Annotated in this window: 10 protein-coding genes; 8 read left to right on the plus strand and 2 right to left on the minus strand. The window is 68.8% G+C overall.

Annotated features, from left to right (window positions below):
- Positions 1-390: 390 nt before the first annotated feature.
- Positions 391-774, minus strand: a complete 384-nt coding sequence (locus OG214_RS12660) for a hypothetical protein (protein WP_405984784.1) — start codon at positions 772-774, stop codon at positions 391-393.
- Positions 775-2,932: 2,158 nt separating this feature from the next.
- Between OG214_RS12660 and OG214_RS12665 the strand changes: the two genes are divergently transcribed.
- The 7 genes from OG214_RS12665 to OG214_RS12695 all read left to right on the plus strand — a co-directional run bounded on the left by OG214_RS12665 (position 2,933) and on the right by OG214_RS12695 (position 11,273).
- A complete protein-coding gene (locus OG214_RS12665) occupies positions 2,933-4,345 on the plus strand; it encodes an amidohydrolase family protein (protein ID WP_405984785.1) in 1,413 nt (470 codons plus the stop codon).
- Positions 4,346-4,495: 150 nt separating this feature from the next.
- On the plus strand, positions 4,496-5,023 hold the full coding sequence (locus tag OG214_RS12670; RefSeq protein ID WP_405984786.1) for a hypothetical protein: 528 nt from the start codon (positions 4,496-4,498) through the stop codon (positions 5,021-5,023).
- 438 nt (positions 5,024-5,461) lie between these two features.
- Positions 5,462-5,935, plus strand: a complete 474-nt coding sequence (locus OG214_RS12675; RefSeq protein ID WP_405984787.1) for a hypothetical protein — start codon at positions 5,462-5,464, stop codon at positions 5,933-5,935.
- Between the two features lie 198 nt (positions 5,936-6,133).
- Complete coding sequence (locus OG214_RS12680; RefSeq protein WP_405984788.1) at positions 6,134-7,558, plus strand: FAD-binding oxidoreductase; 1,425 nt, start codon at positions 6,134-6,136, stop codon at positions 7,556-7,558.
- Between the two features lie 153 nt (positions 7,559-7,711).
- Entirely contained in the window at positions 7,712-9,337 is a 1,626-nt protein-coding gene (locus OG214_RS12685) for a BTAD domain-containing putative transcriptional regulator (RefSeq protein ID WP_405984789.1), read from the plus strand.
- 158 nt (positions 9,338-9,495) lie between these two features.
- Positions 9,496-10,236 (plus strand): sigma-70 family RNA polymerase sigma factor, encoded by a 741-nt coding sequence (locus OG214_RS12690; RefSeq protein ID WP_405984790.1) that lies wholly within the window; start codon positions 9,496-9,498, stop codon positions 10,234-10,236.
- Positions 10,237-10,574: 338 nt separating this feature from the next.
- The gene (locus tag OG214_RS12695; protein WP_405984791.1) at positions 10,575-11,273 is read left to right on the plus strand and encodes a hypothetical protein; all 699 of its coding nucleotides are present in this window, start codon (positions 10,575-10,577) and stop codon (positions 11,271-11,273) included.
- A 528-nt stretch (positions 11,274-11,801) separates the two neighbouring features.
- Here the strand turns inward: OG214_RS12695 and OG214_RS12700 are convergent.
- On the minus strand, positions 11,802-12,779 hold the full coding sequence (locus OG214_RS12700; protein ID WP_405984792.1) for an SCO0930 family lipoprotein: 978 nt from the start codon (positions 12,777-12,779) through the stop codon (positions 11,802-11,804).
- Positions 12,780-14,029: 1,250 nt separating this feature from the next.
- Between OG214_RS12700 and OG214_RS12705 the strand changes: the two genes are divergently transcribed.
- Entirely contained in the window at positions 14,030-15,592 is a 1,563-nt protein-coding gene (locus tag OG214_RS12705; RefSeq protein ID WP_405984793.1) for a hypothetical protein, read from the plus strand.
- Positions 15,593-15,632: the final 40 nt, after the last annotated feature.

Below are 15,632 nucleotides of genomic sequence, written 5' to 3' on the forward strand. Positions count from 1 at the left end.
ACCAGATGAGCGCTGCCGCCGGCAGTACTCCGAGTGCGCAGCCGAATCCGGGGCAGAACTCCGCACAATCCTCTCAGACCAGTCAGAGGCCATCCCCTGCTGTGAGCAGCCCGGTCGCTCCTCGGAGTGGTCAGCAGTCAGGCAGGGCGCGGTAAAGCACCGCTTCCGCCTCGTGCACCTGGAATCCGGGGCCGCCTTCATAACGGACACTGTCTGTAAAAGGCTCAGCGATTTTGCGTGACAGCGGCCTTCATCGCCTGGTTGTGGGTGGTGAGGGCCGCTGTTGCGTTTGCGGGAAGGGTGTCGGTGTCGTTGCGGGAGTCCGGGTTGAGCGAGATTCCCGCGGAGACGGAGCTGGTGGCTCGGGTGCGAGCGTGGTGACGTCAGGCCCTACGAGTTCCACGACGCCGACGGCGTCGAAGCCGAGGATCCACGGGGTGTGCGTCTGCCCCAGGCCGGCACGGACCGGGCCCGGTAGCGGGCTTCGTTCGCCGCGGCCTCCGCAGCCAGAGCCTTCAGCATGGACTCCCCGGCCACCGGACAGATCACCTTGCGGACCGTGCCGCCCGGCTCCGCGACCGGCGCCTCCGCCAGCCGCAGCAGGATGCCCCCCTTGCCCCGGACCCGCTTGAGCTCCTTGTTGAACTCGCCCTCGACCTTCGTCTCCGCGCGCGTGTTGATCTTCTGCACGAGCTGGATGAACAACTCCACCGGCGAGTCGGTGATCTCCGTCTCGCGCACATGGCACAGCATCGACAGCAGCGTGTACCGCACCGGTCCCGCCGCCGCCCGCAGCTCCGAGGGATACTCCTTCGCCGCCCTCGCTCTCCGCGTCCGTGCCGGCGTCCTCGGCGATCAGGTCGTCCAGCCAGGACCGGGGCGCCGCGGACAGCCGACCCACCGTAGCCACGCAGAACCCTTCCTCGAAGGTGCTGACCGCCTCGCCCGCCAGCCGGGCGATCTGCCCTGGGGCCGGCGGCTCCAGTCGGTCCTTGCTCCTTGCGGCAGCGGGCCACCACCGCCTCCGCCGGCTGGGTTCGACACGGGCGAAGCGGCGCGGGTACGGCGAGAACTTGAAGCCTTGTGAAGCGATCTGGGAGGCCGAGCGACCCGTCAACCCGCACAGCCGAGTGTCCCAACTTCCCCGCACATCAAGTGAACCCCTCCCGAATAAGCGACGTAGAGACGGATAACCGCAGGCGCCATCGGGTCACTCGGTCGAAAGCCGCCATGCCCCATTGATTTTCGGAAAGGGTCAGAAAGATGCCAAAGCGCGAAGGTTCCGAAGGCAGTTCCGACGATAGCCAGACCTCCTACTACTCGGCCTACAGCTCGATACGAATCAGCCCCTCCGACAGCTCCGTGCACGTCACGACGTCATCCGCGTCCGTCCCTGCCGACAGTCCCAAACTGCCTTCGGGAACTGTGGGTGTATATGACGTAAACACCGATACGCACTATGCGGCAGTCCCCGAAGAGGGCCCGGTCCAGCAGTACAGCAAGAGCGCGGGGAAGTGGATGCGCAGGCATCATGACATCGTCACTGTCGCAATCATCGATGCACTCCCCACAGTAGTGGGGGGCATATCAAGTTGGGTGGAAGGAAAGCCGGGTAAGGTACTCGGTCAGGCCGCTGCAGGCGCTCAGTTCTTGGGCGGCGCATATCAATTTTCACAAGAGGTGCAGAACTGGCGCAAGGGTCTGCCGGTCGACAGGGGGAATCTCGCATCCGCTGCCATGGGGTTCGCCGGAGCGGCAACGAGTTCATACGGAGCAACGGGAGAGGAGAAGTCGCATCAAAGGTCCACCGGCGCATCGGACTGGATAGCCGGCGGAAGAACCCTCTGGGATGCCAGCCGCGCCTACCACGGAAAGCCCGCGGAGCAGGAGCCGGTGCTACCTCTGCACGACATGGGGGATGCCCGTCGTTCGTATGACGCGCCCCAGAGCTCTTCCACGTATTCTCGCGCCGACTCCATACAGCGTGCCGCCCACACCACGGCCCCCCTGCCGCACACCCCGTACAGCGATAATGGCGCTGCCGTCTCGACGAGTTCCACCCAACACTTTTCCTCTGTCACGAACCGGGACAGGTCGGCCGCGTACCCCGGTTCAGGAGGTTGGGCCGCACAGAACAGCTCCTCAACCGTGAACTCCGCAGCGTGGGCCGCGTATCCCGGATCCGACGAATACGCCGCGGGCTCCGCGCGGCACCACACTCCGGTCGAAGACCTCGCGCGGCGGACCGCCTTCGGCGATCGCGGCCATGAGGGTCGAAACGTGGCCGGGACGTCGGGAACGTACAACCCTCTGGCGGCCGCAAGTGGGCGGCACCCCGCCCCTCCTCGCACCCCCGCCGCTCCGCGCGCCTACACCGGGGGCACCGGTGAAACCGGGTATCCCCTCCAGCGCGCGGGGAACACGCCGCAGAGCGGTCAGCGCCCCGCACGCTCCAACGGGGGCCGCTGAGCGGAGTCCTTCGCCCGTTCGACCGCGTCCGCCGTCCGACCGCGCCCGCCGGCCGCACCGGTCCGGTCGGCGCGGCCGGCACCAGGTCACGCCCCGCCGCGGTTTCGTGTGGCGGCCGACCGGCTGAGGGCCGGTCTCCCGGGATGGGGGACCGGCCTGCCACACCGCGAGCGGCCATGATGACCGGACAGGACCTCGGCCGTGGCCCGCCGCCCGTTCCCGGGCGGCGGGCCCGTTCGTGCCTGGCGTTTCGGATCCGGCCACGCCGGAGTCGCCAACTTCATTCGCGCTTACGGCGCTTGGCTTCGCCAGTGGCGGCGGCCGCAGGAGAAGAAGGTCGCTTGGCTTGCGGACGCGAGGTCGTCCCCGACCGGTGGGCCGACGCATCGGCAGCACTGCAGAACCCATCGCGGCGGCGCGTGCCCGCGCATCGGTGTGGGCGTATGACCGTAAGGAGTTCCTCATGTTCGACGAATCCGTTTTCCGGTCAGGGCGACCGGTTGTCCTGCGAGGCGGCACGGTGCTGCCGATGGACGATCCGCGCACCGTGCTGCCTCGTACCGACGTACTGGTCCAGGGCGACCGCATCGCCGCGATCGGGCCGCATCTGAGCGTCCCCCACGACACGGTCGTCATCGATGCCTCGGACGGCATCGTGATACCCGGCATGATCGACACCCACCGCCACATGTGGCAGACCGCCATGCGCGGCTACGGAGCCGACTGGACGCTGGGGCAGTACTACGTCTGGTACTTCCTCGACCACGGCAGACACTTCAGACCGGAGGACATCTACGCGGGCAATCTGCTCGCCGCGGCCGAGGCCATGGACGCGGGAGTGACCACGACGGTCGACTGGTCGCACGGTCTGCGCACCGTGGACCACGCCGACGCCGCCGTGGACGCGCTCCAGGCCGTACCCGCCCGCTTCGTCCTCGCCTACGGCAACCTCCACCGGGCCCCCGCCCAGTGGGCGACCGAGTCCGCCCTCCGCTCCTTCCTCGACCGGCGCGTCCCGCGTGACGGCATGCTCGACCTCCAGCTCGCCATCGATGTCACGGGCGACCCCGCGTTCCCCGAGCGGCCCGCCTTCGAGGTGGCCCGCGACCTGGGCGCCGCCGTCACCACTCACGCGGGTGTGTGGGGAGGCCCGCGCGACAGCAGCATCCGGGTCATGTACGAGCACGGTTTCATGACTCCCGGAACCATCTATGTGCACGCCGCCTCGCTGACCGAGGACTCCTACCGGCGCATCGCCGACACCGGCGGCTCCATCTCCGTATCGGCGGAGAGCGAGCAGCACGCCGGACAGGGGTACCCGCCCACCCACGCGGCCCGCGCCCACTCCATCCCGGTGTCCCTGTCCATGGACACGAGCGTCTGGTGGAGCGCCGATCTCTTCTCCGCGATGCGCGCCACCCTCGCCTCGGACCGCTCCCTCGAACACGCCAAGGCGCACGGGGCGGGCGAGGCCCTCACCCACACCAGCCTGCGGGCCCACGACGTCCTGGCCTGGGCCACCCGGGGCGGCGCGGACGCCCTCGGCCGCTCGCACGACCTCGGCACCATCGAGACGGGCAAGAAGGCCGACCTCGTCCTCATCAAGAACGACAACTCCCCGGTCTCCTTCCCCCTTCTCAACCCCCACGGACACGTCGTGCTCCAGTCCCAACGGGCCGACGTCCACAGCGTCCTGGTTGACGGCAGGGTGGTGAAGCACCAGCACCGGCTGCTCGGCGTCGACCTCGCCTCCGTCCGACGGACCGTGGAGCAGACGGTCGGGCATCTGCGGGAACGGCTCGGCGAGAAGGAGTGGCAGAAGGGCATGGACATGCCGGTTCCCGAGGAGAAGGCGCTGAACTTCGGCGTCGGGTAGGGGCCACCAGCGTAAAGAGCGACAGACGCCTGGCTCCAGGTACCCGCCACGTCCCCGGGTTCCTGGATCCAGCCGTCACGACGTCCCCGCGCCCTCGCGGCGGCCACGGCACGGACAACCGATAAATGTCAGTTACGAGAGAACTCCGCCATGCCGAAGCACAACCCGCGTGAAGACGGCGCGACGCCGTGGCGCGGCACCGTGAACCGCGCGAGCGCGTACGCACGGGCATCGTCGCCCCTGCCCCGAAAGGTGAAGGGGCGCCTCGAACACAGCGCCCACACCCTGGTGGGAGAGGAGTCGGTCAGGGACGCGCTCTCCCTCGAACCCGGCTCCCTACGGCCCGACCAGTCCTCCGTCCTCGCCCTGATCCTGCGCCTCTACGGGCCGACGACCCTCCGGGAGGTGTGGAAGACGGCCTCCGAGCGGAACGGCACCGTCGATGTCAGCTCGCTGCGTGGGGCCATGGCCGTCCTCAACCTCCCGCTGGAGCAGACACACCACGACGGCGGGAGCCCGGTCGACGAGGAGACCTCCTCCGACAGCGGCGCGGCGGGACCGAGAGCGGTGCCCGAGGCCCCGCCGACCCGGTCGCCCGTACGCGTTCACCGGTGCGGCACGTCCCTCGCCCCACCGGTGAACGTATGCCCCGGTACGGCGCACGGGGGTCCCGCCTGAAGGGAGGGCGGCCGTGACACCGCCCCTGCTCCTCGACGTCTCGCTCGCCGCGCCGCTCGCCCCTCGGCCGTCCGCCGGTTGACGGACGGTACGGAGGGGACCGACGAGGGTTCCGAGCCGCCTGCGGTACGAGTGGTTCAAAGCCCCGGCTCCCACGCGGGGTTCGAAGCCGTCAGCCGGGCCGGAGTGAACCGTTGGACGGCCGACGCCGTTTCCGAATGAGGGACGAGCGCCGATATTCCCGGTACCGGCGGCGGAAGAAAACCGGTGCCCGGGAATAGGGCGGTGCCCGTGAGAAGCGGACGAGTGAACCGTCTCTCCCACCGGTCCGTAACCGCAGTCAGTGGCACATCGCCAGAACCTGACAACCGGATCAGCCGATCCTTCGCCCACCCGACCACGCCAGAAACGTTGGCGTCCTCACTTCCAGGAATAATCATGCGTATCCGCGCCCTCGCGCTCGCCTCCGTCCTCTCGCTGTCCCTTCTCGGAGTGACCTCCTGTAGTGGTGGGGACGGGGACTCCGGCACGAGCGGGACGAAGAAGCCGCTTTCCTCGCAGCAGCCCGTATCGGTGCAGACCGTGGAATCCGAACTCGGCAAGATTCTCGTGGACCAGTCCGGCAGGACCCTCTACGGATTCACCAGGGACAAGGACGGCGCGAGCAGTTGCAGCGCCGACTGCATCGCCGCATGGCCCGCTCTGACCAGCCCGTCCGACGCCCAGGCTGCCGGAGAGACCGACAAGTCGCTCCTCACGAGGATCAAGCGGACCGAGGGAGCGTTCCAGGTCACCTACAAGGAGTGGCCGCTCTACTACTACGTCGGTGACGCCGTGGCCGGTGATCTGAATGGCCAGGGAATTGACGGCGAGTGGTTCGTGGTGGCCCCCGACGGAAGCTTGGTCAAGTAATCCGTTCCGGCCCTGGATCTTCTCACGGGAAAAGGCGGACAAGACAGGATCAGAGAAAGGACAGCGCCAGGACAGCCCGCTGTCTCCTGATGGATGCATCGCAAGGCATCGCCCCCCACGCTGCTCTTGCTCCGGTACGGAAACCGACCCCGGGTCCGGCCGATTCAACTCTGCTTCGCAGCGAAAGGAAACACCGAAATGACCGACCCCCACCTCTGCGCCGATATCCATCAGGATGCGGTCGACGCCTTGGCGTCCCAGCTCACCGGTTCGCTTTTCACTCCCGGTGATCCCGGCTACACGGCCGAGGCCGTCGCGTTCAATCTGCGCTCGCAGCACCGCCCCCTGCTCATCGTCGCGGCGGCCGACCACGCCGATGTGCGGGCGGCTGTCCGCTTCGCCGCCGCACACGGCCTCCCCGTCGGCGTCATGGCGACGGGCCATCAGCCGTTCCCTCTGGCCGACCGGTTCGTTCTCATCACCACACGCGGGATGGGCGCGGTCGAGATCGACGCGGCGCGGCGGACGGCCCGCGTCGAGGCCGGGGCCGTGTGGGGCGATGTCGTGGAGGCCGCTCGGACTGCCGGGCTCGCCCCCCTGAACGGCTCGTCCCCCGGAGTGGGCGTTGTCGGATACGTACTGGGAGGGGGGCTGAGCCCGGTTCTCGGCCGGAAGTACGGATGGGCCGCCGATCACGTCAGCGCGATCGACGTGGTCACCGCGGACGGGCAGCTCCGCCACCTCACCGAGGACAGCGAACCGGAGCTGTTCCGGAGCATGCGCGGCGGCCGCAGCAACTTCGGCGTCGTGACGAGCATGGAGATCGGCCTCTTCCCCGTGACCTCGTTCTACGGGGGCGGGATCTTCTACACCGCCGAGCACACAGCCGCCGTACTGCACGCCTATCGCGACGTCGTCGGGCGGGCTCCGGACGAACTCACCTGCTCCGTGGCGCTGCTGAACTTCCCGCCGGTCCCCGAGGTTCCGGAGATGCTCCGCGGCAGGTTCACCGTCCATGTGCGGATCGCCTTCCTGGGAGAGGCCGAAGAGGCGGAGAAGCTCATCGCCCCCTTCCGCACCGTCGCCCCCGCCCTCATCGACACGACCGGCGAGCAGCCCTACAGCGCCTTCGCGGCGGTGCACCAGGACCCGACGGACCCGGCGCCCTACGAGGAGCAGGGCACCCTGCTGGCGACGCTGCCCGGCGCCGCCGTCGACACCGTCGTCGCGCGGACCGGTCCCCATTCCGGCAGCCCTGTCACGGTGCTTGAGATACGGCATCTCGGCGGGGCCCTCGGCGAGAGTCACGTGGGGGCGAGCGTCGTCGCGGCGCGCGAGGCACGGTTCACCGTGTGGGGGGCGACCGTGGGCCCGCCCGAGGTGACCGGCGCGGGCACCGAGGTCATGGAGGCGTTGATGGCGGAGCTGCGCCCCTGGGCCACCGGCCGTACCTACCAGAACTTCGCCTCCCGGGAGACGACGGCCGACGACATCTTCGCCCCGGAAGAGCTGGAGCGGCTGCGAAGGATCAAGAAGCTGTACGACCCGGCCAATCTCTTCCGGGTCAACAACCACAACATCGCGCCGGCGATGGATCCCGTGACGGCTGACGCCGAACGGTGACCCAACCCCCGGCAAGCCGACTCCCCCCTCTCCGACCACGGCCGATGAATGTCCCGGCCGGGAAGGGGAGTCGGTCCGCCGGGGCCGGTCCCAGGACTTCCGAGGGCGCGTCAGCACTCCGCCCGTCCTCCCCCACACGCGAACCAGGGATTCATGGCTGAAGCACTGCACTTCGGACTTCTCGGACCTGTCACCGCGAGGCGGGGGGACCGGGAGATTCCGCTGGGCCCGCCCCTGCGCAAGGCGGTCCTGGCCGTTCTCCTGCTGCGCGAGGGGACCTATGTGTCACCCGCCGAACTCATCAAGGCCGTATGGGGAAGCGCTCCCCCGGCCTCCGCCCTCAACTCGGTGCACGCGCATATCCACCATCTGCGGCGGAGCCTCGCGGGCCCCGGCGAGGACACCGATTCCCTCATCCGTACGGTGAGCAGCGGCTATCAGCTCTCGCCTCCTCCCGACAGCGTCGATGTGGGCCGGTTCCAGCGCCTGCTGGCCGTGGCGGAACGGCTGTGCGCGGAAGGGCACTTCGCCGAAGCCGCACAGCGGCTCCGCGATGCCCTGCGTCTGTGGCAGGGCCCGCCGCTGGCGGGGATGGCCGGCGAGTACGCGGAGAGGCAGCGCCGGCTCATCCTGCCGCTGAGGCTCACGGCCGTCGTGGAGAGGATCTCGGCGGACATCGCGTCCGGGGCCCCCGCCGAATCCGTCGCCGAACTCAACCGCCTCATCTCTGAGCACCCGTTGGACGAACGCTTTCGGGAGTTGCTGATGCTCGCACTCTTCGAGAGCGGCCGGCAGGCCGACGCACTCCACGTCTACAGCCATGCCCGCAGGACGCTGGCCAACACCCTGGGCGTGGACCCCGGGCCCGCGCTTCAGCGGCTGCGGGAGCGGATCGTGGCAGGCGATCCACCGGGTCGCCCCCCGGCCGCCGCGCCGGGCTCTCCGGTCCGGCCACCGGGCTCCGCGTCGGTGCCGCGGCAGCTTCCCGCTCCGCCGTCGTTCATCTGCGCGCGGCGGGCCCAGCTCTCGGAGGCGCTCTCGGTGGTCACCCGGTCTGCCGGATCGAGCGTCATCATCGCGATCCAGGGCTCCGCCGGCATGGGCAAGACGACCGTGGGCCTCAACCTGGCCCACCAGTTGGCGCAGCGGTTCCCGGACGGACAGCTCTACGCCGATCTCGGCGCTTTCGGCCCGTACGCGGCGCCCGCGAGCCCCCAGGACGTGCTGGGTCAGTTCCTGCGGGCACTGGGGGTGCCCACACGCGGTTTCCGGCAGCGCCCGGAGGGGCAGACGTCGCTCTTCCGCAGCATTCTCTCCGGCCGGCGCTTACTCATCCTGCTGGAGAACGCGCAGAGTGCCGCGCAGGTGCGGCCGCTGCTGCCAGGAGCGAGGGGATCGGTCGTCGTGGTGACCAGCCGGGGCGAACTGAGCGGGCTCATCACCCGGGAAGGCGCCTACCACCTGCCGCTCGGACCGCTCTCCGCCGTGGACTCCCGTGCGGTGCTGAGGCTCCGCATCGGCGGGAAAAGGGCTTCGGCCGATCCCGTCGCGGTGCACGACCTGGCCGATCATTGCGGCGGCTCGCCCCTCGCGCTCTCCGTGGTGGCCGCGTACGCGGTGACACACGAGCGCTTTCCTCTCGCGGCGATCGCCGCCGGCATCCGTGACGGCAGCATCGACCTGTCGCCCGCTCTTGCCGACCTGTCACCCGAGGACGGAGTACGGCCGCTCTCCCCGGGCACGCGGACTCCGGTTTCCTCGCACTGTCCTCGACCGTAGAGGCGGTGGTGGGGTGCTGTCGTGGTGCTGTCCCCACCACCCCGCACCAGGCAAGCACTTGTTAAGCGAGCGGCAAGCACCCACCCACACACTTGGCCCGTTCTGTACAGAGGCCGTTCGCGCACCCGGCCACCACCGGGCGCTGTGGAGATGTGGGAATGACGCACAGCAAAAGGGTCCACCGGACCCACACACAGCAGGAAACCGAACCCTCCACCGCACTACCCCCACCACCCCGCCACCAAACACCAGGACAACGCACCCATCACAAACAAAAACAAGACACCAACACCAACACGGGCACAGGCACCGGCACCACCGATGCCGACACTGACAGCACCGACTCAGGTGCCGATGCCGATGCCGCCGCCGACAGGCAGCGTGTCGCGGACGAGGCCTTCATCCGCGCCATCTACGACAAACACGGCACCACCCTCCTCCGCGTCACCACCGGTTTACTCAACGGCGACACCCACCGCGCCGAAGACATCGTCCAGGAAGCAGTCCTCCGCGCCTGGAGACACGCCCACACCCTCGACCCCCACGCCAACGGCATCCGCCCCTGGCTCATCACCGTCATCCGCAACCTCATCATCGACAACCACCGCGCACGACAAGCCCGACCACCCGAAACCACCGACACCATCCTCACCGACATGCCCGCCCCCGAACACACCGACCAAGCCCTCACCAAAAAACTCGTCCTCGAAGCACTCCACGACCTCACCCCCGCACACCGCGAAATCCTCCTCCACGTCCAATACCTCGACCACACCGTCACCCAGACCGCCACCACCCTCGGCATACCCCCCGGCACCGTCAAATCCCGCACCCACCTCGCCCTCCGCGCCCTCAAACAAGCACTCACCCACCGCGGATACACACCGTCCACCCACTGACTCCCGGCAGGGAGCCGTCAGTGTGAGGAACGGCCCCCGGGCAATGCCCGGCGGCCGCGGACGCACGCCCGAGCGCGCCGTCCGCGCGCCCGCGCCGCGGCCCCCATCAGCTCTTGTCACCGCTTCATGAACCAATCCGACCACTGGTTCGTAGAATGAGCTAGTTCGCCGGGGGGCCAACGCAATCTCCAGGAGACCGTACGGTGAAATGTGAGCAGGAGAAATCGGAGCTGGCCGTATACGCACTGGCCGCTCTCGACACTGAGGAAACCCAGCGCGTCGGCCGCCACCTCCAAGAATGCGCCGCATGCGGCGCGGATTTAGACGATATCCAGAAGATGGTGACGGCCGTCGGTGTCGTCACGGAGGAAGACCTCCTCGGTGACTGGACGGGAAAGATACCCGAGCTACGAGAAGCCGCCGTCCGCGCCGCCGCCGCCGAACGCGCGATTACACCGCCCCTGCCCCCCGCCGCGTCCGTATCCGCATCCGTCCCACCGCTCACCGTCGTCCCGCCGCTCACCGTCGTCCCGCCGGCGGCCCCCGCGGCACGGACCTCCCCGGGGCGCTTCCGACGCCGCAACTGGGCACTCGCCGCCGCCCTCGCGGGCGTCATGCTCGGCTTCGGCACAGCCACCCTCACCCAGCAGAGCGGGACGGACACCGTTACCGCCACCGCCACCGCCCTCACACCGCCGACCGGACCGGACACCCTCCGTGCCACCAGTGGCACCGGTATCCGCGCCGCCGTCCAGCCCCGCTCCACCGGCTGGGGCACCGAAGTCCTCCTGGAACTCGCCGGGATCGACGGGCCCAGACGCTGCACCCTCGTCGCCGTGTCCGACACGGGCACCGAGGAAACAGCGCTCACCTGGCAGGTCCCCCCGAAGGGCTACGGCCTGCCCGGCTCCGCCAAGAAACAGTTGCTCGCCGTGGGCGGCACCGCCACCCCCAGCGACAAGATCACCGAATACATCGTCCGAACCACCGACGGCAGAACCCTCGTCACCATTCCCGCCTCACCCCGTACCCCCTGACCCACCCCAGCACGGCGCTCGCGCCGTGCCCCGCGAGGCCGTTGTGCGCTCCCGCCGGGCACGGCGCGAACCCGTGTGCCGTGGAGCGGGCCGGCCCCCCTGCCGGAAAACGGTTCCGGGTCGGCGACCGGCTGATCGCCTTCGGCCGACACCGCGACAACAGCGTGCTGATATTCAGCGGCAGCGCCTCCCGCCTCCACACGGAAATGGTCCGCGACGTCCACCAGCCAAAGGACAGAGGGCTTCTCCTCAGCGACCCCGCCAACGCGATTCACTTCCAGCCGGGCCGCGGCCTCAACAGCGTTCTGGTCTCGGCGGTTTCGCCGGCCAGGGCCCTGGAGGGCGCCAGGTCCGCCTCCGTGCCACAGCCCTGAAGCGCCCCGGCCACGCGGGCAGGCGTGCGCCCGGAGCGGAGCCGGGCGGGGCGGAGCGCCCGGGACAGAGCCCGGGGGCGGCCCGACACCAGGTGTCGGGCCGCCCCCGATGACTACGCGGAGAGTCCAGGTCTTCGATGTGGCGAGTGCCGGGTCACTTGACGAGCGAACCGTCCGGCGCGACGGCGAACCATGTGCCGCCGACACCCTGCCCGTTGATGTCACCGGGCTGCTCGTCCCCGGTGAACCAGTAGAGCGGCCAGCAGTCGAGGGTCTGCTGGTCCTTTCCGTCGGGACGCTTGAAGGGGATCACGAGCTTGGGGGCGATGCCCTCGACGTCGTTCTTGTCGACCAACGCGGCCGGCTTCCACTTGTCCAGGCAGGCACCGGTGCAGGCCGTCGTCATGGGCCAGTCGGTGTCCTTGGTGAACCGGTAGAGCGTCCGGCCCTTGGCGTCGACGACGATCTCGCCGAGATCCGGGTCGTCCACGACGGACAGGCCCGGCAGCGCGGCGGCGGCGCCGTCTCCCGCACCGGTCTCGCCGGCCCCGGGATCGGTTCCCGTGCCCGTGGGATCCGCGGAGTCACCGAGAACACCGTCGAGGCCCGGGACCTTGTCCTCGGGCAGAGAGGCGAACCAGGTGCCGCCGACACCGTCACCACTGGTCTGGCCCGGCTTCGAGTCCTGGGCGTAGCGGTACAGGGGCAGTCCCGCCAGCGTGAGCTGGGTGCTGCCGTCCTGCCGTGTCACCGAACCCATGAGCGCCGCGTCGAGCCCCGTCGGCAGGGTGGCACCGTCGGCGGGCACCGGCGGCCAGAGCTTCGCGCAGTCGCCCTCGCACGCCGAGACCGTGGGGTTCGGGCCGTCCTTGGTGAAACGGTAGAGGGTGAACCCGGTCGCATCCGTCACGATCGCCCCGAGGTTCGGGTCGTTCGCCAGGGTCAGTTGACCAGCGGCACCGTTGCGGGAGTCCGCTCCGTCGGAGGGCGTGCCGGCCAGGCTCTCCTGAGCGACGGGGGCCGCCGGTGCCGCGCTGTCGGACTTGTCCTCCGTTTCGGAGCCGCCGCAGCCGGCCGTCAGCATGATGGCGGCGGCGGTGAGTGCCACCGTCATGGAGCGCCAGTTCGCCATGATGTCCCTTCCTGCTTGTGTGCGCCGCGATCACGGCGCTGTCTACAAGCAGTGGCTACGTCGCGTGTGTCGGCGGGGTTCACGGGCGAGGGAACGGGGAGGGAACAGGCCGCGCCTCCTGCGGCCGGCGCGCCGGACTCCCCGCCCCGCAAGGCGGTGTGAACCGCGCGCCGTGACCGTTCGTATCACTCTGTGGAGCGGGGAGCGGACGGTCAGCGCCTCCGCTCCTCCGGGCCCGGCGTGCTCCCCCCGGCTTCAAGCCGGGCCCGGACATCCAACGACGTGAACGGGGCACAGCGCTGTCGGCCCGTCACCTCATGCCTCGTCCTGAATCTCAGGGGGCGTGTTGCCGCCCCGTTCCGTTTCCGCGACCGGGACTGACGGCGGTCAATCACAGGCTCTTACCCTTCGCAGCGGGTTGCTGGACCACATACCTCTTCGGCACAGTCGAATTCTGCGAATTTCCCGCGGTCCTACTCTGCCCCGGAGCACCTCCGCTGCGCAGTCCGGCAGCTGCCGCTCTGACGGCCGCCGCTCGGGGATTCAGAGGCTTGGTAGGGAACTGCGAACTCGTTGCGACCGCCCCCTTGGAAGCATTCCCCCATTCCACCCCGCCTCTGCTCTGATTCAGCATGGCACTCCGGCTCGCAGTGCGGTCGGCCGAAGCGGCATTATTGTTCTCCGGAGTGACACTGCGGCCCGTCGGAGCGACGTTGCGAGCCATTGTTCGCTCCGTTTCCGCCCCAATTTTTTCTTGCTGAATCAGCTCCTCGATTTTACCGAATCCTGAATCAGTGATCGGCGAAACTGGCGGCGCAAAGGTGGGCTCATTGTCGCTGGACGTGCTGTCACGCCTGGACACACTGACGTTTTCCTCGTGCGGCATCTCGGTTTCTTTCTCCCGGTGTACGGCCACTTGCAGGTACGTGCGCCATGTCATTCCGGTTCACGCGGCCTTTCGCCTCGGTGCGTGACAGGGGGCAACCAGGTGTCGGCCCATGCACGGGACCGACACGGAGCACAAAGGTATGGACGGCGGCGGCGAAGGCCGGACCGAAGATGTGGCCGGGCATGAACCACCCACATGCGGTGGCCGTAGGGAGGGTGACAAGGAACTACGAAGATCGGAACGGAAACCATCAGCTCAAAGCGATGGGATCCATCAACAGACGGGGCCCTCGGTCTTCTGCACTTCGCGGGCGCCGGCGCGACGTGCGGCCACGCGACGATGAATTAAGGAGAAGCCGTCGATGAAACAGGCAGATTCCGGCGAACTATGGGGTTCCGGCGAGGTACGCACGGACCGCTGGCTGCCGTACGGGGCCCGGTCCGGTGAGGGACCCCCCGCCTTCGCGTTCACCGTGGGCCAGGACGGCGCCCCGGCAGCGGTGCACCGCCCCGCCGATTCGGGGGAACGCACCGAAGTGGGATACGCCTGGGCCGGGTACCGGGACGGGACCCCGGCCGGGGACACCATCAGGCTGACCCGCCGGATCCACCTTGATCCGCGAGGTGCCACGCCCGAGCAGGTCGCCACGGTGCGTCACCAGCTCACCGGTGCTCTGGAGCAACTGGTGAATCAGCGACACCACCGCCTGCCGGTGCTCCAGCCGGATCAGGTCACCGGTCCTCCGGCCCCGGGGCCGGTTCTGTGGGTCGGGGCGGAGTTCGTTGATTCACCCGAGGCCGCCCACACGGTGGTGCGGGTCCACCCCGGCCTGCCCGCGCCGGGGCAGCCGATGGTGCAGAACCGCTGGTTCACCGGCGTCCATGCCGCCGCCCACGCCCATGAATTCGTACACGGCCTGGGGGTGCGCGACGACCGGGCCGACCCCCGGGTGCTGCTCACCCCGGGCGGGCGCGGTTCCCAGACGGTGACCGAGGGACAGTCCAGCCTGATGGGCCCTTTGCGCGACGACGCCGGAACAGAGCCGTGCTTCACTCTCACCTCCGACCACCTCCAGCAGATCACCGACGTTCTTGCCCCGTATCTCCACCAGGGCAACCACACCCCCACAGCGGCCGGTGGTGGTCAGCTCTCCGCCAACAGCGCCCGCGTGGGCAGCGACACCTCACCGGCCGTCGACTACGAACTCATCCATGCCGACGACAAGAGTTCCGTCGTGGAAAGCGGTGAAGGGGAAGCGCTCTACCATTTCACCGATGCTCTGCCGGAGAGAATATTCAGGGAGGGCCTCGCGCCGATGGACCGTTCCACCATCGTCACTGTCGAGCGCTGGCAGGCCAATCCCCCCTCCCAATTCGTCTCCACGACCCGTAACGAGACGTTGTGGAGTCACAAGAAGCTGTACCGCTACGACATCGATCCCGTGCGTTCCTTCGACCCGGTCGACAGGACGGGCGTCGACGTCAATGCCACCATCACGAAGCAGGAAAAGAGGCCTCGCCTCTTCGAAGAAGAGGTCGCCTTCACCGGACGCATCCCTCCGCAGGCCATCGTCCGGGTCCACTACTACGGGCCCAACACCAATCCCCCCAACTACAAGAAGATCCTGAAGTCCGGCACGTGGGATGCCACAGCGCAGAAAGTCGTCTGGAACCAGGACACGGCACCGTCCCTCCCCGCCGGCTGGGGCAAGCTGTCCGAGGCCGCGACTCCGCGGTCGGCGAGTTCTGCGCCAAGGGCATCCGTCGCTGCGGACAGCGCTGTCAGGCTGCCCTCCGTCGCGGCGATGCGGCTGCCGAGAGAGCCGGCGCCGCATCCTTCCGACCTCGCGTGCACTTCGCCCGCCGGTCGTCACCGGGCGGAGCCGAAGAGCACCACGCTTTCACGCCTTTCGTATACGAGGTGACCGGAGGGCCGACGAAAAAAGAGGAGCAGGGCCATGAATA

It is taken from the genome of Streptomyces sp. NBC_00872 (assembly GCF_045161915.1).
In the GTDB taxonomy this organism is placed as follows: Bacteria; Actinomycetota; Actinomycetes; order Streptomycetales; family Streptomycetaceae; genus Streptomyces.